The 23,979-nt window shown below is 50.4% G+C and carries 16 protein-coding genes, 2 tRNA genes and 2 pseudogenes; 16 read left to right on the top strand and 4 right to left on the bottom strand.

The genetic code is table 11. The annotated features are described in order from the left end of the window. Nucleotides 1–62: 62 nt before the first annotated feature. Nucleotides 63–1,490 carry a D-alanyl-D-alanine carboxypeptidase/D-alanyl-D-alanine-endopeptidase gene (dacB, locus tag BZJ17_RS07110; RefSeq protein WP_241836772.1) on the bottom strand — a complete coding sequence of 476 codons (1,428 nt, stop codon included), beginning with the start codon at nucleotides 1,488–1,490 and terminating at the stop codon, nucleotides 63–65. Between the two features lie 276 nt (nucleotides 1,491–1,766). On the opposite strand from dacB, the gene greA reads away from it, so the two are divergent. Further along, nucleotides 1,767–2,240 (top strand): transcription elongation factor GreA, encoded by a 474-nt coding sequence (gene greA / locus BZJ17_RS07105; protein WP_069589897.1) that lies wholly within the window; start codon nucleotides 1,767–1,769, stop codon nucleotides 2,238–2,240. A 106-nt stretch (nucleotides 2,241–2,346) separates the two neighbouring features. On the opposite strand, the gene yhbY is transcribed toward greA, so the two are convergent. Further along, nucleotides 2,347–2,643 carry a ribosome assembly RNA-binding protein YhbY gene (gene yhbY, locus BZJ17_RS07100; RefSeq protein ID WP_069589899.1) on the bottom strand — a complete coding sequence of 99 codons (297 nt, stop codon included), beginning with the start codon at nucleotides 2,641–2,643 and terminating at the stop codon, nucleotides 2,347–2,349. A 206-nt stretch (nucleotides 2,644–2,849) separates the two neighbouring features. Between yhbY and rlmE the strand changes: the two genes are divergently transcribed. The 4 genes from rlmE (at nucleotide 2,850) to glmM (ending at nucleotide 7,712) form a co-directional block, all read left to right on the top strand. After that, complete coding sequence (gene rlmE / locus BZJ17_RS07095; protein ID WP_069589901.1) at nucleotides 2,850–3,479, top strand: 23S rRNA (uridine(2552)-2'-O)-methyltransferase RlmE; 630 nt, start codon at nucleotides 2,850–2,852, stop codon at nucleotides 3,477–3,479. A gap of 51 nt (nucleotides 3,480–3,530) precedes the next feature. Continuing rightward, entirely contained in the window at nucleotides 3,531–5,465 is a 1,935-nt protein-coding gene (gene ftsH / locus BZJ17_RS07090; protein WP_069589903.1) for an ATP-dependent zinc metalloprotease FtsH, read from the top strand. Nucleotides 5,466–5,526: 61 nt separating this feature from the next. Beyond that, nucleotides 5,527–6,369, top strand: coding sequence for a dihydropteroate synthase (folP, locus tag BZJ17_RS07085; protein ID WP_069589905.1), 843 nt, complete (start codon nucleotides 5,527–5,529; stop codon nucleotides 6,367–6,369). Between the two features lie 5 nt (nucleotides 6,370–6,374). After that, the gene (gene glmM / locus BZJ17_RS07080) at nucleotides 6,375–7,712 is read left to right on the top strand and encodes a phosphoglucosamine mutase (protein ID WP_077456275.1); all 1,338 of its coding nucleotides are present in this window, start codon (nucleotides 6,375–6,377) and stop codon (nucleotides 7,710–7,712) included. Here the strand turns inward: glmM and BZJ17_RS17195 are convergent. Further along, nucleotides 7,709–7,879 carry a hypothetical protein gene (locus BZJ17_RS17195; protein ID WP_157893172.1) on the bottom strand — a complete coding sequence of 57 codons (171 nt, stop codon included), beginning with the start codon at nucleotides 7,877–7,879 and terminating at the stop codon, nucleotides 7,709–7,711. The genes glmM and BZJ17_RS17195 overlap by 4 nt on opposite strands. Nucleotides 7,880–7,889: 10 nt before the next feature. Here BZJ17_RS17195 and secG point away from each other — a divergent pair, with 10 nt between their 5' ends. From secG to rpsO, 9 genes and pseudogenes are all read left to right on the top strand, one after another. Further along, nucleotides 7,890–8,228, top strand: a complete 339-nt coding sequence (secG, locus tag BZJ17_RS07075) for a preprotein translocase subunit SecG (RefSeq protein ID WP_069589908.1) — start codon at nucleotides 7,890–7,892, stop codon at nucleotides 8,226–8,228. Nucleotides 8,229–8,235: 7 nt separating this feature from the next. Next, nucleotides 8,236–8,322, top strand: a tRNA-Leu gene (locus BZJ17_RS07070). A 65-nt stretch (nucleotides 8,323–8,387) separates the two neighbouring features. Beyond that, nucleotides 8,388–8,464 (top strand) — tRNA-Met (locus tag BZJ17_RS07065). Between the two features lie 335 nt (nucleotides 8,465–8,799). After that, nucleotides 8,800–9,255, top strand: a complete 456-nt coding sequence (gene rimP / locus BZJ17_RS07060) for a ribosome maturation factor RimP (protein ID WP_069589909.1) — start codon at nucleotides 8,800–8,802, stop codon at nucleotides 9,253–9,255. A gap of 21 nt (nucleotides 9,256–9,276) precedes the next feature. Beyond that, nucleotides 9,277–10,764, top strand: coding sequence for a transcription termination factor NusA (gene nusA / locus BZJ17_RS07055; protein ID WP_069589911.1), 1,488 nt, complete (start codon nucleotides 9,277–9,279; stop codon nucleotides 10,762–10,764). Between the two features lie 21 nt (nucleotides 10,765–10,785). After that, nucleotides 10,786–13,503 carry a translation initiation factor IF-2 gene (gene infB, locus BZJ17_RS07050; RefSeq protein ID WP_069589912.1) on the top strand — a complete coding sequence of 906 codons (2,718 nt, stop codon included), beginning with the start codon at nucleotides 10,786–10,788 and terminating at the stop codon, nucleotides 13,501–13,503. 87 nt (nucleotides 13,504–13,590) lie between these two features. Next, the gene (gene rbfA / locus BZJ17_RS07045; RefSeq protein WP_077640234.1) at nucleotides 13,591–14,004 is read left to right on the top strand and encodes a 30S ribosome-binding factor RbfA; all 414 of its coding nucleotides are present in this window, start codon (nucleotides 13,591–13,593) and stop codon (nucleotides 14,002–14,004) included. Then, a pseudogene (truB, locus tag BZJ17_RS07040) lies at nucleotides 13,974–14,690 on the top strand (tRNA pseudouridine(55) synthase TruB); the annotation flags it as partial. The gene rbfA and the pseudogene truB, both read left to right, overlap by 31 nt. 251 nt (nucleotides 14,691–14,941) lie before the next feature. Continuing rightward, nucleotides 14,942–15,211, top strand: a complete 270-nt coding sequence (gene rpsO, locus BZJ17_RS07035) for a 30S ribosomal protein S15 (protein ID WP_069589916.1) — start codon at nucleotides 14,942–14,944, stop codon at nucleotides 15,209–15,211. Between the two features lie 129 nt (nucleotides 15,212–15,340). Here the strand turns inward: rpsO and metE are convergent. After that, nucleotides 15,341–17,451 (bottom strand): annotated as a pseudogene (gene metE / locus BZJ17_RS07030) (5-methyltetrahydropteroyltriglutamate--homocysteine S-methyltransferase). 102 nt (nucleotides 17,452–17,553) lie between these two features. Here metE and BZJ17_RS07025 point away from each other — a divergent pair. Next, the gene (locus tag BZJ17_RS07025; protein WP_077640233.1) at nucleotides 17,554–18,438 is read left to right on the top strand and encodes a LysR family transcriptional regulator; all 885 of its coding nucleotides are present in this window, start codon (nucleotides 17,554–17,556) and stop codon (nucleotides 18,436–18,438) included. A gap of 232 nt (nucleotides 18,439–18,670) precedes the next feature. Beyond that, nucleotides 18,671–23,920, top strand: coding sequence for an Ig-like domain-containing protein (locus tag BZJ17_RS07020; protein WP_198534114.1), 5,250 nt, complete (start codon nucleotides 18,671–18,673; stop codon nucleotides 23,918–23,920). Nucleotides 23,921–23,979 lie beyond the last annotated feature (59 nt).

Raw genomic sequence — 23,979 nt, 5'->3', positions numbered from 1 at the left:
GACAACGTGCTGATACAGATAGCGCCCACCATCCGGTGGGCGTTTTTTTGCTAAAGGCGCGTTTAAGGCAGCAGACGACGATGAATTAGCGCCTGATAAAGCTCTCGCTCGAACTGAGTGATGGGGGCTGGCACGTTATCTGGCAAGGCCTCGTCATCAGGGTGGTAGTGGCTAACCAGCTGTACCACAATTTGTTGCTGATTGTCGTCAGTTTCAATAAACCCTGCCAAATTATGACTGCCGTAAAGTGAACCGCTTTTCGCAAATAACCGCCCTTTGATGGGCGCGCGACGCACACTCTGGCGGTATTTTAAGGTGCCATCAATCCCGGCGATGGGCAGCATCGCTTTGAGGCCTAATTCTGGATGGGTGAGAATATAGTGCACTACCTCAGAAAGCTGGCGTGCACTTAAACGATTATTCCGCGATAGCCCTGAGCCATCAACCATGATGGCATGGGTAAGATCCAGCCCTTTCTCGGCGAGGATCGCCTTCACCGCCGCCACACCATTTCGGTACGACCCTGGTTGCTGAAAATACCGCTGGCCGACTGTTTTCAGCAGATTGTCCGCAATTAAGTTATCCGAGTCTTTTATCATGCGGGTTAGCAAGGCTTCCAAGTTGACGGAGTCGTGACGCGCCAGCTCTCGGACTTGGTTTGGAGTGCGCGCCTGTACAATATTGCCTGTTACTTTGACGCCGAGCCGGGCTAATTCATCGGCAATTATCGCTTTCACATAAGCGGGCGGATTTTGCACGGCAAAATTGAGCGGCAGCGGTCGCTCTCGATGCGCCAAACAGCCAGAAAAACGATAATGATTGCGGGGAGTTGCGGTAAGGTCTAAGTCACAGTGTGCCGCGTCTTTTTGCTCTTCACTGACCGCGCGTGCCTCGGTGATGACTGTGATCGGTTGATGGCTAGGTACATGGACACGGGTATGCTCGGCGTCTGGTGTGCTGTATATCGCGCCTTGCACACAATTGTGATTGAGCGCAATGGACGTCGAGGGAGCGCTATAACATACAGCGAGAATATCCCACGGCCAGCCAACGGCGCGTGATTTACCGCTAAAGATATGACCATCTAAAAAGACGTTATTAATCGTGGTGAGCCCTCGTGCGGGCAGCTGGCGAAGTAGTTGGCGCAAGTCTTTGCGTGTGAGCAGCGGATCACCGCTAAACACCAGCGCAATATCATCACCAGCTTGGACTAAGCGAGTAGAAAAACGAAAGGTCTCTGGCAGATATAAGCGAGCGGCGAGACCGGTTACCAGCTTTTGCGTGCTGGCTGGCGGCAGTAATGCATCCGCTTGCAAGGCAACTTGAGGATGATTGGTTTTGACATCACTCACCCACAATGCTAGTTGGCTCCCTTGGGGGAGGACTGGAGTGAGCTGTTCAACGCGCAGTGATTGCGAAAGGGCGGGCGAAAGGGCGCTGATCAATAAAACGCCAACCAGTACAATCGTTTGTCGAATAAAACCTGTCATGAATGCGTGCTCGGTCAGTTCTGTCTTTGCTCATCCTACCTTGTATAGCATTGAAGACAAGCGTCAAACGCACGCCGGCTGCGGCTGTACGTGCTTTTGTACCGGTGCGTGCCGTATAGGCCTCACGCTTTGCTTGGATCAAAGGTGATTTTGCGCGGATTCTTGTTTACAATCTGATGAAAGAGTTGAATTACGCCGCGCCCGAATCTTTGGTTTGGGCGTGGCTTTGTTTTGCCAAAATCCCTTTGCTGCGGATTGAAAGAGGTAATGTCATTTATGGATAAAGTGCCAATGACCGTACGCGGTGAGAAACTGCTGCGTGAAGAGCTGGATAAGTTGATCAAGCGTCGCCCTGAGATCTCCAACGCTATTGCTGAGGCGCGTGAACTGGGCGATCTAAAAGAAAACGCAGAGTACCATGCCGCTCGCGAGGAGCAAGGCATCTGCGAAGCGCAAATCCGTGACATCGAATATAAACTCTCGGTGGCACAAGTGATTGATGTCACCAAGATGCCACAAAACGGCAAAGTGATTTTTGGGGCGACCGTGACACTGATTGACGTGAACACGGATGAGGAAGTGACGTATCGCATCGTTGGTGACGATGAGGCGGATATCAAAGCGAACTTGATCTCAGTGAATTCCCCCATTGCCCGTGGTTTGATTGGTAAAGATGAAGGTGACGAAGTCAGCATCACTACACCGGGTGGGTTAAAAGAATTCGAAATCGATAAAGTCGAGTATCTTTAAGAGAAAGTGTTACAGAGTGTAAACATTCTCTGACTTTGACACAGTAAAAAGGCCGCAATGCGGCCTTTTTGTTAAGGTATGCGGCAAGTTACCGCGAACCATTCAGTTATTTGCGCGGCAGCTCGATTTTACGCTCTTCGCTTTGGCGATAGATCACCAAGGTTTTACCGATAACCTGTACTTTTTCTGCGCCAGTTTCACGAATAATGGCGTCAACAATCAGGTTCTTGGTCTCGCGGTCTTCAGAGGCCACTTTCACCTTAATCAGCTCATGGTGGTCAAGAGCAAGCTCAATTTCAGCGACCACGGCTTCGGTTAAGCCATTTGCGCCCATCAATACAACGGGCTTGAGCTGATGAGCCAGTCCTTTGAGATACTGTTTTTGTTTGGTGCTGAGTTTCATGTTGGCTCGATTTCTATTTGCTAGGGGTTGAAAACATGCCATTCTAACGCCATCTCACCACAAACTGAAACAGTATAAATGGTGCTCATCGTGTTGCTGGCGGTTGAGCGCGATTGCCGACATGGCCAGAAAGGTGAGAAAGCAGGAACAACGCGTTGAATTCCCGCTGAATGCGACCCAAAGCGAGAGCCACTTTTAGGAAAACCATGAGTAAAAAAAAGCACTCTGCTAGCTCCGGACGCTGGCTAAAAGAACATTTTGACGATAAATACGTCAACGAAGCACAAAAAAAAGGGTATCGCTCACGCGCTATCTTTAAACTTGAAGAAATTCAGCAAAAAGACCGTATTCTAAAACCGGGCATGACAGTGGTTGATTTGGGGGCCGCGCCGGGCGGATGGTCGCAATACGCGGCGACGCAAGTCGGCGACGAGGGCCAAGTCATTGCGTGTGACATTCTACCGATGGACTCGCTGCCCGGTGTCAGCTTCTTACAAGGGGACTTTCGCGAACAATCCGTCCTTGATGCACTGTTAGATCGTATCCAACCGGACATGGTTGATGTGGTGATGTCTGATATGGCACCGAACATGAGTGGTAATCAGGCGGCCGATCAACCTCGTGCGATGTACCTGGTCGAGCTTGCGCTCGAAATGTGTCGTGAAGTATTGGGGCCTGATGGCGCCTTTATTGTGAAAGTATTTCAAGGCGAAGGCTTTGATCAGTATTTGGCCGAAGTGCGTAAAATGTTTAAAGCGGTCAAAATTCGGAAACCTGACTCGTCACGTGCGCGCTCACGTGAGGTCTACATTGTGGCTACAGGTTATAAACTGTAGTACCCTTACATTTATCTATCTCAGTTATGCGAGGCTAACACCTTGAGTGACATGGCAAAAAACTTGATTTTGTGGCTGGTTATCGCCGTTGTCTTGATGTCTGTGTTCCAAAGCTTTGGACCAGGCGACAGCGCCGGTCGTCAAGTCGACTACACCACCTTCGTACGTGAAATCGGCAACGATCAAATACAGGAAGTAACTTTTGACGATCGTGAGCTGACCATTACCCGACGTGACGGCTCACGCTATGTCACTTTCATGCCTGTGTATAACGATCCTAAGTTGCTGGATGACTTGCTCAACAAAAACGTGCGCGTAAAAGGCACGCCACCTGAAGAGCCAAGCATGCTGGCCTCGATCTTCATCTCATGGTTCCCCATGTTGCTGCTGATTGGGGTATGGATTTTCTTCATGCGCCAAATGCAAGGTGGCGGCGGTAAAGGCGCCATGTCATTTGGTAAATCCAAAGCCAAGATGATGAGCGAAGAGCAAGTCAAAACCACCTTTAATGACGTGGCTGGTTGTGACGAAGCCAAAGAAGACGTCAAAGAGCTGGTGGATTACTTGCGCGACCCTAGCCGCTTCCAGAAGTTAGGGGGTAAGATCCCAACCGGCGTACTCATGGTTGGTCCTCCGGGTACCGGTAAAACTTTGCTGGCAAAAGCGATTGCCGGTGAAGCGAAAGTGCCTTTCTTTACCATCTCGGGGTCTGACTTTGTAGAAATGTTCGTGGGTGTGGGTGCCTCACGCGTACGTGACATGTTCGAACAAGCCAAGAAAGCGTCGCCGTGTATCATCTTTATCGATGAGATTGATGCGGTGGGCCGCCAACGTGGTGCCGGCCTTGGGGGCGGACACGATGAACGTGAGCAAACCTTGAACCAAATGCTGGTTGAAATGGATGGTTTTGAGGGCAACGAAGGTGTGATTGTGATTGCCGCGACTAACCGCCCAGACGTTCTGGACCCCGCGTTATTGCGTCCTGGCCGTTTTGACCGACAAGTGGTGGTCAGCCTGCCAGATGTCCGCGGCCGTGAACATATTTTGAAAGTACACATGCGCAAAGTGCCGTTGGGTAACGACGTCGATGCGTCTTTGATTGCGCGTGGTACACCCGGGTTCTCGGGAGCCGATCTTGCCAACTTGGTGAACGAAGCTGCGTTGTTCTCCGCGCGTGGTAACAAGCGCGTGGTGTCGATGGTCGAGTTTGAGCTTGCCAAAGACAAAATCATGATGGGTGCTGAGCGCCGCTCAATGGTGATGTCGGAAGAAACCAAAGAGTCGACTGCGTACCACGAAGCAGGACACGCGATTGTCGGTCGTTTAGTGCCTGAGCACGATCCTGTGTACAAAGTGTCGATTATCCCGCGTGGCCGTGCACTAGGTGTCACCATGTATTTACCAGAGCAAGACAGAGTCAGCATGTCTCGTCAGCACCTCGAGTCGATGATTTCGAGCCTTTATGGTGGTCGCTTGGCCGAAGAGCTGATTTATGGCAAAGACAAAGTGTCGACCGGGGCATCAAACGATATTGAGCGCGCGACCGATATCGCCCGTAAGATGGTGACGCAATGGGGTTTCTCCGAGAAGCTAGGCCCGCTGCTTTATGCTGAAGATGAAGGTGAAGTCTTCCTTGGTCGCTCTGTGACGCAGACCAAGCATGTCTCTGATGACACTGCGCGCCTGATTGATAGCGAGATCCGTGACATCATCGACCGTAACTATCACCGTGCAAAAGAGATCCTAGAAGAAAACATGGATATCATGCACGCGATGAAAGATGCACTGATGAAGTACGAGACCATTGATGCTGCCCAAATTGATGATCTGATGGCACGTCGCGATGTTCGCGAGCCAGCTGGTTGGGAAGGTGGCAGTGGTGGCTCATCATCGGATGACACACCGAAAAAACCAGAGGCTTCCTCTGAAGCGTCTGATGATAAAAAGCAAAAACCGCTAGACTCAGAAAACCAATCTGAAGCCTAAGCCCACGCGATATAAAACCCCGATCTTATCGGGGTTTTTTTGATCCTTGTTGGGACATCTCATGGAAATAACACACAAAAATAAACGACTCTCCCTGGATAGCCCTGTTGTGATGGGCATTCTTAATGTCACCCCAGACTCTTTCTCTGATGGGGGGCAATATCAGCAATCGAACAAAGCGATTGAACATGCCATGCAAATGCTTGCTGATGGCGCCACGATCCTCGATATCGGTGGTGAATCGACCCGTCCCGGCGCTGCTGACGTGGCAGAACAAGAAGAAATCGATCGGGTTGTTCCTGTCATAAAAGCCATTCGCGCCCAATCGGACTGTTGGATTTCTATTGATACCAGCAAAGCGGCTGTGATGCGTGCTGCGATAGATGCGGGGGCGGACTTGATTAATGATGTACGTGCCTTGCAAGAGCCAGGCGCACTCGAGGTGGCAGCTGAACGACAAGTGCCTGTGTGTATTATGCACATGCAAGGGCAGCCGCGTACCATGCAAGCTGCGCCAGCGTATGACAATGTTACCCGTGACGTAAAAGCGTTTTTAACCGAGCGAATCCAAGCATGTGAAGCTGCCGGCATTTCAAGACAGCAGATTATCCTTGACCCTGGCTATGGGTTTGGTAAAAGCTTGGCCCACAATTATCAATTGCTTGCCGAGTTAGACAGCTTCCATGATTTTGGCTTGCCGGTGTTAGCGGGCATGTCGCGTAAATCAATGATCTATAAGCTGGTCGATAAGACACCACACGACATTTTAGGTGGTAGCATTGCATGCGCGACCTTGGCAGCGCAGAAAGGTGCGCAAATTATTCGCGTTCATGATGTGAAAGAAACGGCGGACGCGCTGCGTGTGGTCGCCATGACAAAGCGTGCAGGCGCACTAGGAGAATAAAAATAATGGCAGAACGTAAATATTTCGGTACCGATGGGGTACGTGGCAAGGTAGGTGAATTCCCGATTACTCCTGAGTTTATGCTCAAGCTTGGTTGGGCAGCAGGGCGTGTCTTGTCGCAACAAGGTACTCGTAAGGTACTGATTGGTAAAGATACCCGGATTTCAGGCTATATGCTCGAATCGGCCCTCGAGTCAGGTTTATCTGCCGCAGGTCTTGAGGCCGCATTTACCGGTCCGATGCCCACCCCTGCGATCGCATATCTGACTCAAACCTTCCGCGCTGAAGCGGGTATTGTGATCTCTGCTTCTCATAATCCGCATTACGATAATGGAATTAAGTTTTTCTCATCGGAAGGCACCAAGCTACCCGATGCGGTTGAGCTGGCTATCGAAGCCGAGCTTGAAAAGCCGTTGACCTGTGTGGAGTCCGCCGAGCTGGGTAAAGCGAGCCGCATTAATGATGCCGCGGGGCGCTACATCGAGTTCTGTAAAGGTACCTTCCCCAGTGCTCTAAGCTTGAGCGGCCTCAAGATTGTGCTCGATTGCGCGCATGGTGCAACCTACCATATTGCTCCTTCAGTCTTCCGAGAACTGGGGGCAGAGGTAACGACGATTGGTTGTGCTCCCAACGGCACCAACATTAACGACAAAGTTGGTGCGACAGACGTGCGTGCGTTGCAGCAGCGTGTTCTGGAAGAAAAAGCGGATCTTGGCGTTGCGTTTGACGGGGATGGCGATCGTGTGATCATGGTGGATCATCTTGGTAACAAGGTCGATGGTGATCAAATCGCCTATATCATTGCACGTGAGAGCCTGCGTCGCGGTGAACTTAAAGGTGGTGTCGTTGGGACCCTGATGACCAACATGGGCATGGAACTGGCGCTTAAATCACTGGGTATTCCTTTTGCGCGCGCCAAAGTCGGTGATCGCTATGTGATGGAAATGCTGCAAGAGAAAGGTTGGCGTATCGGGGCAGAGAATTCCGGCCATGTGATTGTGCTGGATAAAGTGACTACCGGAGACGGCATTGTGGCTGCATTACAAGTGCTAGCCAGTGTTGCAGCGACCGGCATGGATCTGAAAACACTGACCGACGGTATGACGCTTCTGCCGCAAGTGCTGGAAAATGTTCGTTTTAAAGGTGATGTTGACCCACTACAAAGCGAAGCCGTGCTCGCCGCGAAAGCCAACGTGGAAGAAAAGCTGGGTGAAAAAGGGCGTGTATTGCTGCGCAAATCAGGTACTGAGCCACTTATCCGTGTCATGGTTGAAGGGCCTGATGCGGAAACCGTAAAGGCTTATGCGCTTGAAATTGCAGAGGCAGTCAAAGCAAACTGTTAATAATTCATCAGCGGGTGGTTATAGAATGCGCAAACAGTGCCGAAATCAGGGTTTTTTGCATTTTTCTCTTGTTTCGGCATCAGGCTTTCGCTAGTATTCACCCGCTCCCAACAAAGGGGGCTGCGCTGGCTGAGAAGTAACACTGCCGGCTCAACAACCTGGAGCATAGGTGGAACCATGTACGAAATTCTACTTGTGATTTATCTGTTGGCCGCAATCGGTGTAATTGGCCTGGTTCTGGTTCAGCAAGGTAAAGGCGCAGATATGGGAGCCTCGTTCGGGGCTGGAGCATCAAACACAGTATTTGGCTCTGGCGGCTCAGGAAACTTTTTAACCCGAATGACAACCGGTTTTGCGATTGCATTTTTTGCCCTGAGCTTGGTGCTAGGTAACATGACAGCCCATAAGCCAAAAGCGCAAAGCGGTTTTGAAGATTTAAGTCAGCCTGCTGTAGAACAGCAAGCGACACAAACTGAGAATGAAATCCCTGTTGATAACAGCGAGATCCCTCAGTAAAAAATTTGCCGAGGTGGTGGAATTGGTAGACACGCTATCTTGAGGGGGTAGTGCCTGTATGGGCGTGCGGGTTCAAGTCCCGCTCTCGGCACCAAGGTTCTCAAAGTGCAATCACTTGCACCTTTGAAAGAAAAGGCGATATAATCATCGCCACTCGGACGCGGGATGGAGCAGTCTGGTAGCTCGTCGGGCTCATAACCCGAAGGTCGTCGGTTCAAATCCGGCTCCCGCAACCACATTTAGTTAGTAGTCTACTCAACTGCTAAACTGAAAGACGCGTTAGCGTTCTTTTACAAAGTTACGCTAACTCGGCTAGCCAACGGCTGGCCGTTTTGCCCTCGGGGCAGTGCCAATAAAAACCATTTTTATCGGCACGGAGAGTTACTCTCTCGTTATTGCTGAAATATTTCCGAGACCAGCGATAACGGCTATACCAACGACATGCGTCACTGGTATAGCATCAGGGTCCAGTTACATTAAACCCCGATTATCGGGGTTTTTTGTTATCTGAAAACGACCATTCGGATAGTAACTGGGCTTTTAAGCCCTTTTTTTATTTCTGGGGTTTGGAATGACAGGATTAGAGAAACAACTGACTGAACTTTTGACCGCGCCGGTTGAGGCGTTGGACTATGAGTTAGTTGGACTAGAGTTCGTTCGGGCTGGCCAACACTCAACATTGCGTATTTTTATTGACCATGAAAATGGCATTACTGTCGACGATTGCGCCGATGTAAGCCGTCAGGTTAGCGCAGTGTTGGATGTGGAAGACCCAATCACAGTGGCGTACAACCTGGAAGTGTCATCGCCAGGCGTGGATCGCCCACTGTTCACCGCTGATCATTATCAGCAATTCATCGGGCATGAAGTGAACATCGTGCTGAAAATGGCTATGCAAAACCGCCGTAAGTGGAAAGGAGAAATCCTTTCTGTCGATGGCGACACCATCACGGTTCGCGTTGACGGCCAAGATGAGGCGTTTGCCTTGAGTAATATCGCCAAAGCAAACCTGGTTCCTTCATTTTAAAAGTAAATGAGGCATTAGTAGATGAATAAAGAAATCTTGGCTGTTGTCGAAGCGGTCTCAAACGAAAAAGCCGTTCCGCGTGAGCGTATTTTTGAGGCACTGGAAACCGCACTGGCAACGGCAACCAAAAAGAAGTACGAAGCCGACATTGATGTACGTATCGCCATTGATCGCAAAACCGGTGAATTCGATACCTTCCGTCGTTGGCTCGTGGTTGACGAAGTCACATTGCCAACCCGTGAAATTACATTGGAAGCGGCGCAATACGAAGACGAAACGATTGAACTTGGTGGTTACATCGAAGACGAAATCGAGTCTGTCACTTTTGACCGTATTACCACCCAAACCGCGAAGCAGGTGATTGTACAAAAAGTACGTGAAGCTGAGCGTGCACAAGTGGTTGAGCAGTTCATGGATAACGAAGGTGAACTGGTTACCGGTGTAGTGAAAAAAGTGAACCGTGATGTGATCATCGTGGATCTGGGTAATAACGCAGAAGCTGTGATTCAGCGTGACGATCAACTACCGCGTGAAAACTTCCGTCCAGGCGACCGCGTCCGTGGTTTGCTGTATGCTGTGCGCCCAGAAGCGCGTGGTTTCCAGCTCTTCATGACACGCTCAAAGCCAGAGATGCTGATCGAGCTGTTCCGCATTGAAGTGCCGGAAATTGGCGAAGAAATGATTGAGCTGATGGGTGCGGCACGCGATCCAGGCTCACGTGCAAAGATTGCCGTGAAGACCAACGACAAACGCATTGACCCTGTCGGCGCTTGTGTCGGTATGCGTGGTGCGCGCGTCCAAGCCGTTTCAGGTGAGTTAGGCGGTGAGCGTATTGATATCGTGCTTTGGGACGATAACCCAGCGCAATTTGTGATCAATGCAATGGCACCAGCCGATGTGGCCTCTATCATCGTCGATGAAGACACCCACACCATGGATATTGCTGTTGAGGCAGATAACCTAGCACAGGCGATCGGCCGCAATGGTCAAAACGTACGTTTAGCCTCACAACTGACGGGTTGGGAACTGAACGTCATGACGGTTGAAGACCTTCAGAAAAAACACCAAGAAGAAGCACAAGCCTCATTGGAGCTGTTTGTTAAACACCTCGACATCGATGAAGACTTTGCCGCGACCTTGGTTGACGAAGGTTTCACCACTCTAGAAGAAGTGGCCTACGTTCCAACGAGTGAAATGCTCGAAATTGATGGCCTAGATGAAGACACTGTCGACATTTTGCGCTCACGTGCCAAAGAAGCGTTGACCACCATCGCACTGGCACAAGAAGAGTCGCTGGAAGGCGCTGAGCCTGCTGACGATCTGTTGGCGCTGGAAGGTCTTTCTCGCGAAATGGCCTTTAAATTGGCGGCGAAAGGCGTGAAAACGCTGGAAGATCTTGCCGACCAAGGCACCGATGATCTGTTGGACATTGAAGGATTGGACGAAGTAAGTGCGGGCGAGCTCATTATGGCAGCACGTAATATTTGCTGGTTCAGCGACGAAGCGTAAAGACGGCAAAGGAGGAGCAGAATGTCAGAGGTTACAGTACATACACTGGCGAAGGAAATTGATACGCCAGTCGATCGTCTGCTGAAGCAGTTTAAAGAAGCTGGTATGCAAAAGTCAGCTGACGATCAGGTAAGCCAAGATGAAAAACAAGCCTTGTTGGCGCATCTCAAACGTGAGCACGGCGACAACGGCAATGCTCCGACGCGTCTGACGCTACAGCGCAAAAAACGCAGCACGCTGAGCGTCTCAGGAGCTGGCGGAAAGAACAAAGATGTCCAAGTTGAGGTGCGTAAGAAACGCACCTATGTGAAACGTAGCGAGCTTGAAGAGCAAAAGGTTGCGCAAGAAGCGGAAGAACGTGCCAAACGTGAAGCCGAAGAGAAAGCGCGCCAAGAAGCTGAAGAGCAAGCGAAGCGTGAAGCAGAAGCGAAAGCCAAGCGTGAAGCTGAAGAAAAAGCCAAACGCGAAGCTGAAGAGAAAGCCAAACGCGAAGCCGAAGAGAAAGCTAAGCGTGAAGCCAAACCGCAAGCGCAACCACAAAACGAGCAGTCCGAAGAGGACGCAGCGGAGACTGCTGCAGCTCGTGCTGCCGATGCGCAAGCGAAGAAAGAAGCTGATGAACTTAAGCGTCGCCAGGAAGAGGAAGCCAAGCGTAAAGCTGAAGAAGAAAGTCAGCGGCAGTTAGAAGAGGCACGCAAAATGGCAGAAGCAAACCAAGAACGCTGGTCTGAACAAGATCAAGCGCTAACCACCATGGAGGCAGCTGATCACCATACAGTTACCTCTCAGTATGCCCGCGAAGCGGAAGACGAAGCGGATCGTCGCGAAGAAAGTGCTGCACCGCGTCGTAAGAAAAAGAAAAAAGCGACTCAAGCTGAGGATAAATCACCTCGTGGCCGTCGTGGCAAAGGCGGGAAAGGCAAAGGCCGCATGGCTAAGCCAACCTCGATGCAACACGGCTTTAAAAAGCCAGCGCAAAAAGTAAACCGTGAAGTTGAAATCGGTGAAACCATCACCGTTGCCGAGTTGGCCAACAAAATGGCAGTCAAAGGCGCTGAAGTCGTTAAAACCATGATGAAAATGGGCGCGATGGCGACCATTAACCAAGTGATTGACCAAGAGACTGCACAGCTTGTTGCAGAGGAAATGGGTCACAAGGTTATCTTGCGTAAAGAAAACGAGCTGGAAGAAGCGGTACTGTCTGATCGTGATAACGATGCACCCGTTGCGCCACGTGCGCCAGTCGTTACCATCATGGGTCACGTTGACCATGGTAAAACTTCACTGCTTGACTACATCCGTAAAGCACACGTTGCCACGGGCGAAGCGGGCGGTATTACCCAGCACATTGGTGCGTACCACGTACAAACCGACAATGGCATGATCACCTTCCTGGATACCCCAGGACACGCCGCGTTTACCGCGATGCGTGCACGTGGTGCCGGTGCAACGGATATCGTTGTCTTGGTCGTTGCTGCTGACGACGGCGTAATGCCACAAACCATCGAAGCGATCCAACACGCAAAAGCGGCCGGTGTGCCTCTTATCGTGGCAGTGAACAAGATGGATAAAGAGGGTGCGAACCCTGACAACGTGAAGAACGAACTGGCACAGCATGACGTTATCCCAGAAGACTGGGGTGGTGAGAACATGTTTGTTCACGTGTCTGCGAAACAAGGCCAAAACATCGATGCGCTACTAGAAGCTATCTTGCTGCAATCAGAAGTGCTTGAACTGAAAGCGGTTAAAGATGGTATGGCGCGTGGCGTTGTGGTTGAATCTCGCCTCGACAAAGGTCGTGGTCCAGTTGCTACCGTATTGGTTCAAGAAGGTACGCTCAAAAAAGGCGATATTGTTCTGTGTGGTCTGGAATATGGCCGTGTACGTGCGATGCGTGATGAAAATGGCCAAGAAGTAGAAGAAGCAGGACCTTCGATTCCTGTGGAAATTTTAGGCCTATCTGGCGTGCCTGCTGCGGGTGATGAAGCCACAGTTGTGCGTGACGAGAAGAAAGCGCGTGAAGTGGCGCTCTATCGTCAAGGCAAGTTCCGTGACGTGAAGCTGGCGCGTCAGCAAAAAGCCAAACTGGAAAACATGTTCTCGAACATGGAAGAAGGTGAAGTGGCTGAGCTGAACATCGTGCTTAAGGCTGACGTACAAGGCTCAGTGGAAGCGATCAACGATGCACTGGTTAAGCTCTCAACTGACGAAGTAAAAGTGAAAGTTGTGGGTTCTGGTGTTGGTGGTATCACTGAAACTGACGCAGTACTTGCGGCCGCGTCTAACGCCATTATTTGTGGCTTTAACGTGCGTGCGGATGCCGCTGCGCGTAAGACCATTGAAGCGGAAAGCTTGGATCTGCGTTACTACTCTGTCATCTACACCATGATTGATGAAGTGAAACAAGCGATGAGCGGTATGCTTGCGCCTGAATTCAAACAAGAAATCATCGGTTTGGCAGAAGTGCGTGATGTCTTCAAATCACCAAAACTGGGCGCCATTGCCGGTTGTCAGGTATCTGAAGGTGTGATTAAGCGTAACAACCCAATTCGTGTCCTACGTGAAAACGTGGTTATCTACGAAGGTGAGTTGGAATCACTCCGCCGCTTCAAAGATGATGTGAACGAAGTGAAGAAAGGCTACGAATGTGGTATTGGCGTGAAGAACTACAATGATGTTCGCGTTGGTGACCAAATCGAAGTCTATGAAACCGTTGAGATTCAACGTTCAATCGACTAATTGAACGCGACAATACAACGAGGTTGTTTGGATACACCGTGGGGGGAGGCGCATGCGCTTACCCCCATTTTGTTGAGAGAAAAGATTATGGGTAAAGATTTTAGCCGTACTGATCGCGTTGCGCATCAGCTGCAAAAAGAGATTGCACTGATCCTACAACGCGAAATCAAAGACCCTCGCATCGGAATGGTCACCGTATCCGATGTGCAAATTTCAYGTGATCTGGCGTATGCCAAAGTCTTCGTGACCTTTTTAACCGTCGATGAACAAGCCCCTACCGAGAGCCTTAAGGCGCTGAACGAAGCCAGTGGCTACATCCGTTCATTGGTTGGCAAAGCGATTCGTTTGCGTGTGACCCCTGAGTTGACCTTCGTGTTTGACGAGTCACTGACTGAAGGGATGCGTATCTCGAACTTGGTCAGCAAGGCGGTACGCGATGACGATGAACGTCGCAGTGATGATGAAAANCCAATACCTCAGATGCAGATGGTGAAGTGGTAGAAACCCGTGACGTCAAAGTAAACCTAGGTTTGCTTGAGCGTTGTATTGCAAAATTCCGCGGGGAAACCCAGCAGATCCCATCGATGTTTTCGGCGTTGAAATACCAAGGGAAACCTTTGTATGAATACGCGCGCCAAGGCATCGAAGTACCACGTGAAGCGCGTACCATTAAGGTCTATCAGATTGAACTGCTGCGCTTTGAAGGCCATGAAATCGAGATGGAAGTGCATTGCTCAAAAGGCACCTACATCCGCACCATCGTTGACGATTTAGGTGAAATGCTTGGCTGTGGTGCACATGTCACGGCGCTGCGTCGTATTGGTGTGTCAGGCTATCCTGCGCGTAACATGGTGACCTTAGAGCAGCTTGAAAGTCTGCTTAACCAAGCGCGTGAGCAAGAGATCCAGCCAAAACAACTGCTCGATCCTTTGCTATTGTCACTTGATACGGCGGTACAAGATCTACGCGAGATTAACCTACTGCCCGTCGTGGCAAGTTATGCGCTACAAGGTCAAGCGGTGCAAGTGCCTAATGCTCCGACTGAAGGCTATGTGCGTTTAACGGCTGGCGAAGAGCGTCAGTTTATCGGTGTGGGTGAAATTGATGCTGATGGTCTGGTTGCGCCGCGCCGTTTGGTCGCGAGCCGTCAACCTGAGCCGCAAACCGCGCGCAGTGACAACGCCTAGAGCACGTTAGCGGCACGCTTAGCTAAAACGCGCGCTTGCCAAGTACAGCTGGCGCGAAACAGCGCGAGCGTGCTGCGAATAAACTTACCGTATTTCAATCGATAAGGTGGCGACGGTAAGAAACTGGCGTGATAGTCGGCAATAACATTGCGATACCCAGCTAAAACGGGTAGAATTCGCGCCTTCGGGCACTGGCTGAATCAGAGATTGGCTAGTGCATGATAATCACACACTCTTATTAGGAGAGCATTATGTCTCTGACTGCAGAAGCAAAAGCTAAAATCGTTGCTGATTTTGGTAAAACTGAGAACGACACTGGTTCACCAGAAGTTCAAATCGCCCTGTTGACTGCATCTATCAACGATCTGCAATCGCACTTCGCTGAGCACAAAGGTGACCACCACAGCCGTCGTGGCCTGCTACGCATGGTTTCACGTCGTCGTAAGCTGTTGGACTACCTGAAAAAGAACAATGTTGACCGTTACTTGGACGTTATCAAGCGTCTAGGCATCCGTCGCTAAGATTCTGGAGAAAAGGGAGCTCAGGCTCCCTTTTCTTTTGCGATAAAAAACGCGCCATCGGAGTTATCCGTGGCGCGTTTTGTCGTTATAGGGTTCAGTCAATGCGGATAGCGGTACGCTGCTGACGCGCTATTCCTGACGAAGCGCTTTCGCCGCTGCAACCATATTTTCTAACGCCGGGATCACCTCATTCCATTGGCGGGTTTTTAGACCGCAATCTGGGTTCACCCACAATCTCTCTTCAGGAATACGGGCGGCAGCCTTTTTCATTAACGCAATGATTTGTGCCTGACTGGGAATGTTTGGCGAGTGGATGTCATACACACCTGGGCCAATATCATTGGGATAGTCAAAGTGATCAAATGCATCCAACAGTTCCATATCCGAGCGAGAGGTTTCAATGGTGATCACGTCGGCGTCCATGTCAGCGATGGATGCGATGATATCGTTAAACTCGGAATAACACATATGGGTGTGGATTTGCGTCTTGTCACTCACACCATTGGCGGCAATTTTAAATGCGTTAATGGCCCAATCGAGGTAGTGTTGCCACTCACTGCGACGCAAAGGTAAGCCTTCACGGAGTGCCGCTTCATCTATTTGAATGATCTTGGTGCCGGCTTTCTCAAGATCTTGCACCTCTTGACGGATCGCCAGCGCCAGCTGGTTACAGGTTTGCGATCGTGGCTGATCATCACGCACAAATGACCAATTAAGAATGGTGACCGGTCCAGTGAGCATGCCTTTCAGTGGCTTATCAGTCAGAGACTGAGCGTACTGGGTCCACTCCACTGTCATTGCTTTCGGGCGCTCAATATCACCAAATAAAATCGGCGGCTTCACACAGCGAGAACCATACGATTGTACCCAGCCAAACTGACTGAACACATACCCATCCAGCTGTTCGCCAAAGTACTCCACCATATCGTTACGCTCAGCTTCACCGTGAACCAAGACATCGAGCCCTAACGCTTCTTGCTTTTCCACCGCATGGGCGATCTCTTTGCGCATAATGTCTTGATAAGTGGCGGCATCAATGTCGCCCTTCTTGTATTGCAAGCGTGTTTGGCGAATGGCACTGGTTTGCGGGAATGACCCTATGGTGGTGGTCGGGAAGCGCGGCAGTTTAAGCTGCACGTGTTGCAGGCGAATACGCTCGGCAAACGGACGCTGCCGTGTCCCTAAGTGCGGTGTAATTGCTGCCAATGCGGCTTGTACCTTAGGGTTGTGTACGCGTGGTGATTGCTGGCGGCTTTCGATTGCCTCACGATTATTGTCCAGCGCTGACTGAACGGTTTGACGGCTTGATGAATCGGTTCGAGCCATTCTAACGTGGCATCAAGGTTAGTTTTCCAAACATTACGACCATTAATTACACCCAGAGACAGAACGTGTTGATCGCTAAGCGCTTCACGGTACGCATCTACATCCCCTCGGCCACGAATAGCATCCAAGTGCCAGCCGTCAACGGGTAACGATTGCGCCAATGGACGATTTTCAGCTTGCTCGCCGAAGTAGCTCGCCAGCAATAACTTGACCTTCGTTTGGCTTAATGCACGATACGCGGTTTTTAGCGCCGCCTGCCATTCAGGCGTGAGCTCCGTGACCAAGATCGGCTCATCGATTTGGACCCACTCAATGCCTTTCTCTGCCAGTTTGTTCAGTAAGGTTTGATATACGGGTAAGAGCTTATCGAGCAGATCTAGCTTGTTAGAGGCATCTTTTTCTTTACCTAGCCACAGATACGTGACGGGACCGACTAGAACCGGTTTGGCCTGAACACCAGCTTGTTTAGCTTCTTCTATTTGCGTCAATAGATTTTCAGCATGAAGACTAAACGTTGTTTGCGCGGTAAATTCTGGCACGATGTAGTGATAGTTAGTGTCAAACCACTTAGTCATCTCACCGGCGTGTACGCACTGGCAAGCACTATCGTTTGCTGAGCGACCACGAGCGACGCGGAAGTAGTTATCAAGGTCATTGTCTTGGTGCGAGGCAACACGTTCAGGCACATTGCCGACTAAAAAGCTGGTATCGAGTACATGATCGTAAAATGAAAAGTCGCCTACGGGAGCGATGTCGAGTTCACTTTGTTGTTGCCAGTGATTGCGGCGCAGATCTTTCGCAAGATCGGTTAAGTCTTGTTGTGATGATTCGCCACGCCAGTAACGCTCCAGTGCAAATTTAAGTTCGCGCTGTGCGCCGATACGTGGAAAGCCGAGATTATGAGTTTTAGCCATCTATACGTCCTCCTTTTCGATTGAAATCAGCATAGGGCTTTCTCGTTATGAACTAAAATGGCATTATTTCATCAATCAATGAATTTTAGTCATGGAATAGACATGTTAGAACGTCATCACCTTCATATTCTGCGTGCCATCAAAGAGCAAGGGTCGCTAACCGCTGCCGCAGAGAGGCTATACCTCACTCAATCCGCGATCAGCCACGCAATGAAAAAACTGGAAAGCCAGCTCGGGATTCGCTTGTGGCAAAAGTCGGGGCGACAGCTTCATTTTACGCGAGCAGGTGAGTACTTGCTTACGCTGTCTGAGCGTATGCTTCCTCAATTCGAACACGCTGAACAGCAACTTAAACAATTTGCACAAGGCCAGCGTGGCACACTGCGCATTGGTATGGAGTGTCACCCTTGTTATCAGTGGTTGCTTAAGGTGGTTGAGCCTTTCTTGCATCAATGGCCGGATGTGGATGTTGACGTTAAACAAAAGTTCCAATTTGGTGGTTTGGGCGCATTGTTTGGCCATGAGATTGATGTACTCGTCACGCCCGATCCTTTGCTCAAGCCAGGTATAGAGTACGTATCCGTATTCGATTATGAACTCGTGCTGGTTACTCATCGCCAAAGCGCTTTGGCAGCGTTTGACTACGTTGAGCCCCATCAAGTGACGCAAGACGTCCTGATCACCTACCCAGTCGATCAATCGCGTTTAGATGTCTTTACCCAGTTTTTGGCGCCGGCGCACTGTGCCCCACGCAAACACAAAACGATTGAAACCACAGATATCATGCTTCAAATGGTTGCCGCAGGGCGAGGGATTGCGGCTTTGCCCAAATGGCTGGCACAAGAATACCAACAGCGACTCAACCTCCATATTCTTCGTATGGGCGAACAAGGTATTCACAAGGCAATTCATCTTGGGATGCGAGAAGAAAAACGGGATGATTACATTGATGACTTTATCGTCAAAGCGCGTGAGACATCGATGTAAAATAAGAAGTAATTAGTAGCACGTAATTTACGCTATATACTTGATATAAACACGAAACCACTGCCTCTTTGAGAATAAAGCTTTCCTTTCTACTTTGTCTCATTTTTGAGCCGTATGGGTCGCACATTTCTAGTTAAAATCACTTCCATCTGTATCTATATGCTTAGATAATCTGAGGTAATAGATATTTTGAATGCGTCTCACACTTTTCTCGGTTAAAGAGTCTCGTACTATGAAATCAATCTCGCTCTCTCGCAACGTTACAATCGACACAATTCAAGGCAGTGGTCGTGTTTTAGTCAATGGTGAACTGACCACACTCAGCGAAGGGGCTACGCTCCCGTCGGGAACCCAGCTTGGCTTGCCGGATAGCAGTGACACCGTTATCACCTTGAGTGACGGGACACAGCTTATGATTGAACCACAGAGTGAATCGTCGGACTCTCTTTTTGACGCATTACCACAAGACGTCCAAGACGAAATCGCAGACATTCAACAGCAAATCCTTGACGGTGAAGGCGAGATCACCATTCAAGAAGATCAGGCGACGGCTGCGGGACAAGACGCGACCGGAAGTGGCTCGTGGAGCTATGTCAACATTGCGCGTGATGGAAGCGAGACCATCGCAAGCTCTGGATTTGACTCTGACTCGATTGCTAACAACGCAGGTGCGATTGGCACTAACCAAGAAGACGGCTTTGGACGCTTCGTTGATGCAACGGCACCCAACGCGCCAGGTGTGACCATCCTCAATGACGCAAACAATGATGGTGTGATTAGCAGCCAAGAAATTGGCGACGGTATTCGTGTATCTATCGATTTAACGGGTACTAACGCTAATCCGGGCGATGTGTTAACGGTGAATGGACAAGCCTTCACCCTGACAGACGATAATATTACCGACGGCTCTGTCGTCGTGACCCTCCCTGATACTCCCGCAGACGGTGAAACCCTCACCGTAGACGCCACCATTACCGATACTTCTGGTAACACCTCCGCGCCAGGCAGTGATAGTGCGGAAATTGATACCAGCGCAGACGCCGGCACGGTCAGCGTAGATAACATCACCAGCGATGACGTGATCAACGCGCAAGAAGCAGGCGAGCCCATCACGGTGACCGGTACGGCGACAGGTGGCGACATCAGCGAAGGCGATGTGGTGACCATGACCATCAATGGTAACGAGTACACCACCACCGTGGATGGCAGTGGCAACTGGACAGTGGATGTGGCGGGTGCCGATCTGGCCGCGGACACCGAGTTTGAAGTCACAGTGAGCTCGTCGGATGCCGCGGGCAATACGGTAGAGAGCATCGGTTCATCAGAGCATGCGGTTGATACGGCGGCCCCAGGCGAAGGTGGCGATAGCAGCAACAGCATCGTGTTCGACGATGGCGGCGATGACTTGGTGAACGAAGACGAAGCGGACAGCGTGACGTTAAGTGGTCAGGTTGAAGTGGGCAGCACGGTCAACAGCATCGTGATCAGCGACGGCGACGCCAACACGGCCGACATCACCGTGGATGCGAACGACATCAGCGTGGATGGTGATGGCAACGTGACCGTGACAGGTCAAGACTTGTCAGGGTTAGCGGATGGCACCTTGACGGTGACCATGAACGTGACGGACAAGGCGGGCAACACCGGCGATGTCACCGACACCACAATCCTAGATACGGCGGCCCCAGACACCGGTGATGGCAGCAACCGCATCGCGTTCGACGATGGCGGCGATGAGTTGGTGAGCGAAGACGAAGCGGACAGCGTGACCTTAAGTGGTCAGGTCGAAGTGGGCAGCACGGTCAACAGCATCGTGATCAGCGATGGCAGCACGCCAGCGAAAGAAATCACGGTTGACGCAGACGACATCACGGTGAACGCAGAGACAGGCGCCGTGACCGTGACAGGTCAAGACTTGTCAGGGTTAGCGGATGGCACCTTGACGGTGACCATGAACGTGACGGACAAGGCGGGCAACACCGGCGATGTCACCGACACCACAATCCTAGATACGGCGGCCCCAGACACTCCAATCATCACCAATATTACTGATGACTCCGCGGGTAGTGATTACAGCGACGTCACTATGCACGGTACGGGTGAACCTGGAGCAACCATTTCGATTTACTTCGAAGGTGAGAGTGGAGCGCCTCTTGCTCAAGTCACAGTGGCAGCGGACGGCTCTTGGGCCGTTGAGCTCGAGGGTATCGAAGGCATCGATACGAATGACAATGTACGTTTAGAAGCCGTACAGAGTGACGATGCGGGCAATCAGAGTGAGCCATCAGAGGCAGTGCATTACTGGCACGGTAGTTGGGCGAATGCAAATACCGAAACAGGGGATGATTATGTCCTAACCGGTAAAGGTAACGATACGGTTAATATCATTACCGATGATGCGAACGATCAATTGGTGATTGATGGTGGGGCGGGTACTGATAAAGCTGTGTTCAATACTCGTGTTGGTCATTTATCTTTTAGTAAAGACACTAATGGTTATCTCATCGTCGAAAACAGTGATACCGGAGATCGTATCGAGCTTCGTGATTTCGAGACAATCAATATTGATGGTGATGAAAAAAATATTGATGAACTCTTCACGCCAACAGTGACTATTAGTGAAGACGCCAACGATGATGGTGTTATCACTGCCAATGAACTGAATGGTGACGTTGATGTGATTGTCGGTCTGCCTCTTGGGGCCTCTGTGGGCGACACCATCCGCGTCAGCGATGGCACCACGACCAACGAGATCGTGTTGGTCGAGGCCGACATCGACAACGGTAGCGTAGCAACTTCGTTCGATGCCCCGGCGGAAGGTGAAACCCTCACCGTGACTGCAGAACTGGAAGATCAGATCGGCAATACATCAGAACCAGGCAGCGACAGCGCCGTACTCGATACTCAGTATGGTGGTGAAGATGGCGAAGATCCTAGTGATATACGTTTACCTAATATTGTCATTACGGACAGCACGGAGAACGATGGCGATGACGTGATCACCAATTCAGAAACGGCTGAAATAACAGTCGATTTTGGTGAAGGGGTTACGGCTGGAACCAGTACAATTGCCTTGCGAGATAGTTCAGGCAATGATTCAGATGTTGAACTGCAACTGGTCTGGGATCATAACGGTCCACGTATTAACGTCATCAATGGAGAGCTTGACGCAAATGCGCTTACTCTTTCTGGACAGAATGGCCTGTTTACCATCAGTGGTATTGATGTCAGTAATCTACAAGATGGCGACATTGAAGCGTTTGCATCATTTATCGACCAAGATGGTAACGTCGCTACGAATGTAAACGGTAGTCAATGGTTTGATGATTCAGTTGTGAAAAGTTTCGCGCCTGTGATTACCATTGGCTCGGGTGTTAATGTGTCCGAAGAGGGGCTGGATGGTGGGAACGCCGATAGCGCTCCAACGGGCACAGATACGACCAATAGCCCATCGGTATCGGGCGAGTTCGCTGTGACGGGAGGCGTGGGTAATGTGACCGTCGCACTTGCCGGCGGCAGCGGTTTGACCTCTAACGGTGAAGCGGTAGCCTGGACATGGGATGCATCTACAAATCGCTTAATCGGGTATACGAGCACCACAAACCCTGTTGTTTCCATTGCACTTAATGAGCCTACTCCCGGAAACGAAGTATGGACTTATGACGTCGAGTTGCATGGATCGCTCGATCATTCAGACTCACAGACAGAAGATACACTCGCGCTTCCTATCAATGTTGTTGTGAGTGATGACAACCACACGGGCTTGAGTAAGCCGTTGAGTGTTACTGTTGAGGATGATAGCCCTGAAACGACAGCGGCAGAGGCTATTCCAGTCGAGTTGCAAGACATCCCTGATGTACTTACTGGCAAAGTCTCGTTTACTGGGCAAGGTTCGGGAGATAGTGTCACCTTTGGTGATGTTACGGTGACCGCGCTCGGGTTTGCGAATGATTACAACACACAACTTGAATACGATAAGGTGAATCTATCGTCTGATGGTATCGGTGTTGATAGCGGGTCTTCGCCTACTCCTTGGCCATGGCCAAGTAATCCTGACGAACACGGTCATCCGTTATCCAATGAGATCGAATATCGCATCACGGAAACAGGCCAAGGTGTGTCCGAACAGCTCATTTTCTCATTAAATGGCAAAGTGGCTTACGGCGCTCAAATTGAGTTCTCAAAAATGTATGGCGGAGAGCTCGAGTCAGGCATTGTGCGCTTCTATCGTGATGGGCAGCTTATTGCTGAAAAGGCATTCACCTCCGATGAGGCCAGTGGTGACTATGCGAAGAACTTTGATATTCAGGAAGGTGGCTTTGACCAAATTACTATTGAGGCCACTGACAATGGAAACCGAAATGGCCCAGATAATAGTGACCTAACCGTCAAGTCGATAACTTTCACCGGCGCATCGGATCAACAAGCGATTGCTGTTGCTGATGGTACATTGCAATACCACGCTGGCGCCGATGGACTAGGCTCTCTCAAGATCACAGGCCTTGAGGATGGATTGCGCACCGCTGAAGGGTTAGCCATTACAACCCGTTCTGATGGTAATAATCGCCTCATTGCAACTGATGAAAACGGTGCATTGGTCTTTGAAGTTCAGTTGACTCCAGCGACAGGAAAATGGGAGTTCTATCAATATCAAGTCGTGCAAACGCCAGAAGGTGATGCTGATATCGACTTCTCATACCAAGTCGTGGATGGCGATGGTGATTCGGCAACCGGTGAGTTTTCTGTTCAGCCAGCAAACGTGCCTGAGCCACAAAATCATTCGATAGAAACCGGTGATGGTGTCGATCAAATTGATATGTTGCAGAGTGCAGACAGTGGTTGGTTAGCATTGAATGTCGGTTTAAGTGGGTCTGAAAAAGTCGTCATTAACGACGAAAGCTTTACTATTGACGGGCCTGAGACGCACCGGATGTCAGAGTTTGTGTCCGACTGGCGGGTGACGGATAATCATGTCATTGATGCCGGAGGTGGCGATGATAATGTCCGTGGTGGTGAAGGTGACGATGTTCTAATCGGTGGTCGTGGCAGCGATATGCTGACCGGCTCTGATGGCGCGGATACTTTCTCTTGGTCGATGGCTGATGTGAACTCACAAAATGGTCATGAATATACCGATACGATCAGTGACTTCTCCGCAGAAGATACATTGAACCTAAATGACTTGTTCAAAGGTGATTCTGTTAACGGCGAGTTCAGTCGTTTTAGTGTTACGGTCAGTGACGATAGCGACAATGACGGTACTGTCGATGTGACGTTGAAGTTCGATTATCACAACAGGGCAGATGCTGATCAGACCATTGAGCTGAGCAATGTCAAAATGGAAGGAGGAACGGTCGTGATCAACACGCTGATTGATGGCGAAAGAGGGGCATTAACGATCGATAAGCATAGCGATGGTTCAATCTCAGTAACGTCAAATCATGATGCACTGGATGATATTCGGATCGATACCGACTGGTAATCCCTACCAGGCAGCGGCTATCATGTCGCTGCCTGCTCATTTTCGGTCAAAAGAGAGAC

The organism is Salinivibrio sp. IB574 (genome assembly GCF_001996205.1).
GTDB classification, from domain to species: Bacteria; Pseudomonadota; Gammaproteobacteria; order Enterobacterales; family Vibrionaceae; genus Salinivibrio; species Salinivibrio proteolyticus.
The sequence above is the reverse complement of the archived record's forward strand: the minus strand, read 5'-3'. Positions and strand labels throughout refer to the sequence as shown.

Excerpts from the sequence above, each read along its gene's own strand:
- dacB (WP_241836772.1), bottom strand. The coding sequence starts at position 1,490 with ATGACAGGTTTTATTCGACAAACGATTGTACTGGTTGGCGTTTTATTG.
- greA (WP_069589897.1), top strand. The coding sequence starts at position 1,767 with ATGGATAAAGTGCCAATGACCGTACGCGGTGAGAAACTGCTGCGTGAA.
- yhbY (WP_069589899.1), bottom strand. The coding sequence starts at position 2,643 with ATGAAACTCAGCACCAAACAAAAACAGTATCTCAAAGGACTGGCTCAT.
- rlmE (WP_069589901.1), top strand. The coding sequence starts at position 2,850 with ATGAGTAAAAAAAAGCACTCTGCTAGCTCCGGACGCTGGCTAAAAGAA.
- ftsH (WP_069589903.1), top strand. The coding sequence starts at position 3,531 with ATGGCAAAAAACTTGATTTTGTGGCTGGTTATCGCCGTTGTCTTGATG.
- folP (WP_069589905.1), top strand. The coding sequence starts at position 5,527 with ATGGAAATAACACACAAAAATAAACGACTCTCCCTGGATAGCCCTGTT.
- glmM (WP_077456275.1), top strand. The coding sequence starts at position 6,375 with ATGGCAGAACGTAAATATTTCGGTACCGATGGGGTACGTGGCAAGGTA.
- BZJ17_RS17195 (WP_157893172.1), bottom strand. The coding sequence starts at position 7,879 with ATGCTCCAGGTTGTTGAGCCGGCAGTGTTACTTCTCAGCCAGCGCAGC.
- secG (WP_069589908.1), top strand. The coding sequence starts at position 7,890 with ATGTACGAAATTCTACTTGTGATTTATCTGTTGGCCGCAATCGGTGTA.
- rimP (WP_069589909.1), top strand. The coding sequence starts at position 8,800 with ATGACAGGATTAGAGAAACAACTGACTGAACTTTTGACCGCGCCGGTT.
- nusA (WP_069589911.1), top strand. The coding sequence starts at position 9,277 with ATGAATAAAGAAATCTTGGCTGTTGTCGAAGCGGTCTCAAACGAAAAA.
- infB (WP_069589912.1), top strand. The coding sequence starts at position 10,786 with ATGTCAGAGGTTACAGTACATACACTGGCGAAGGAAATTGATACGCCA.
- rpsO (WP_069589916.1), top strand. The coding sequence starts at position 14,942 with ATGTCTCTGACTGCAGAAGCAAAAGCTAAAATCGTTGCTGATTTTGGT.
- BZJ17_RS07025 (WP_077640233.1), top strand. The coding sequence starts at position 17,554 with ATGTTAGAACGTCATCACCTTCATATTCTGCGTGCCATCAAAGAGCAA.
- BZJ17_RS07020 (WP_198534114.1), top strand. The coding sequence starts at position 18,671 with ATGAAATCAATCTCGCTCTCTCGCAACGTTACAATCGACACAATTCAA.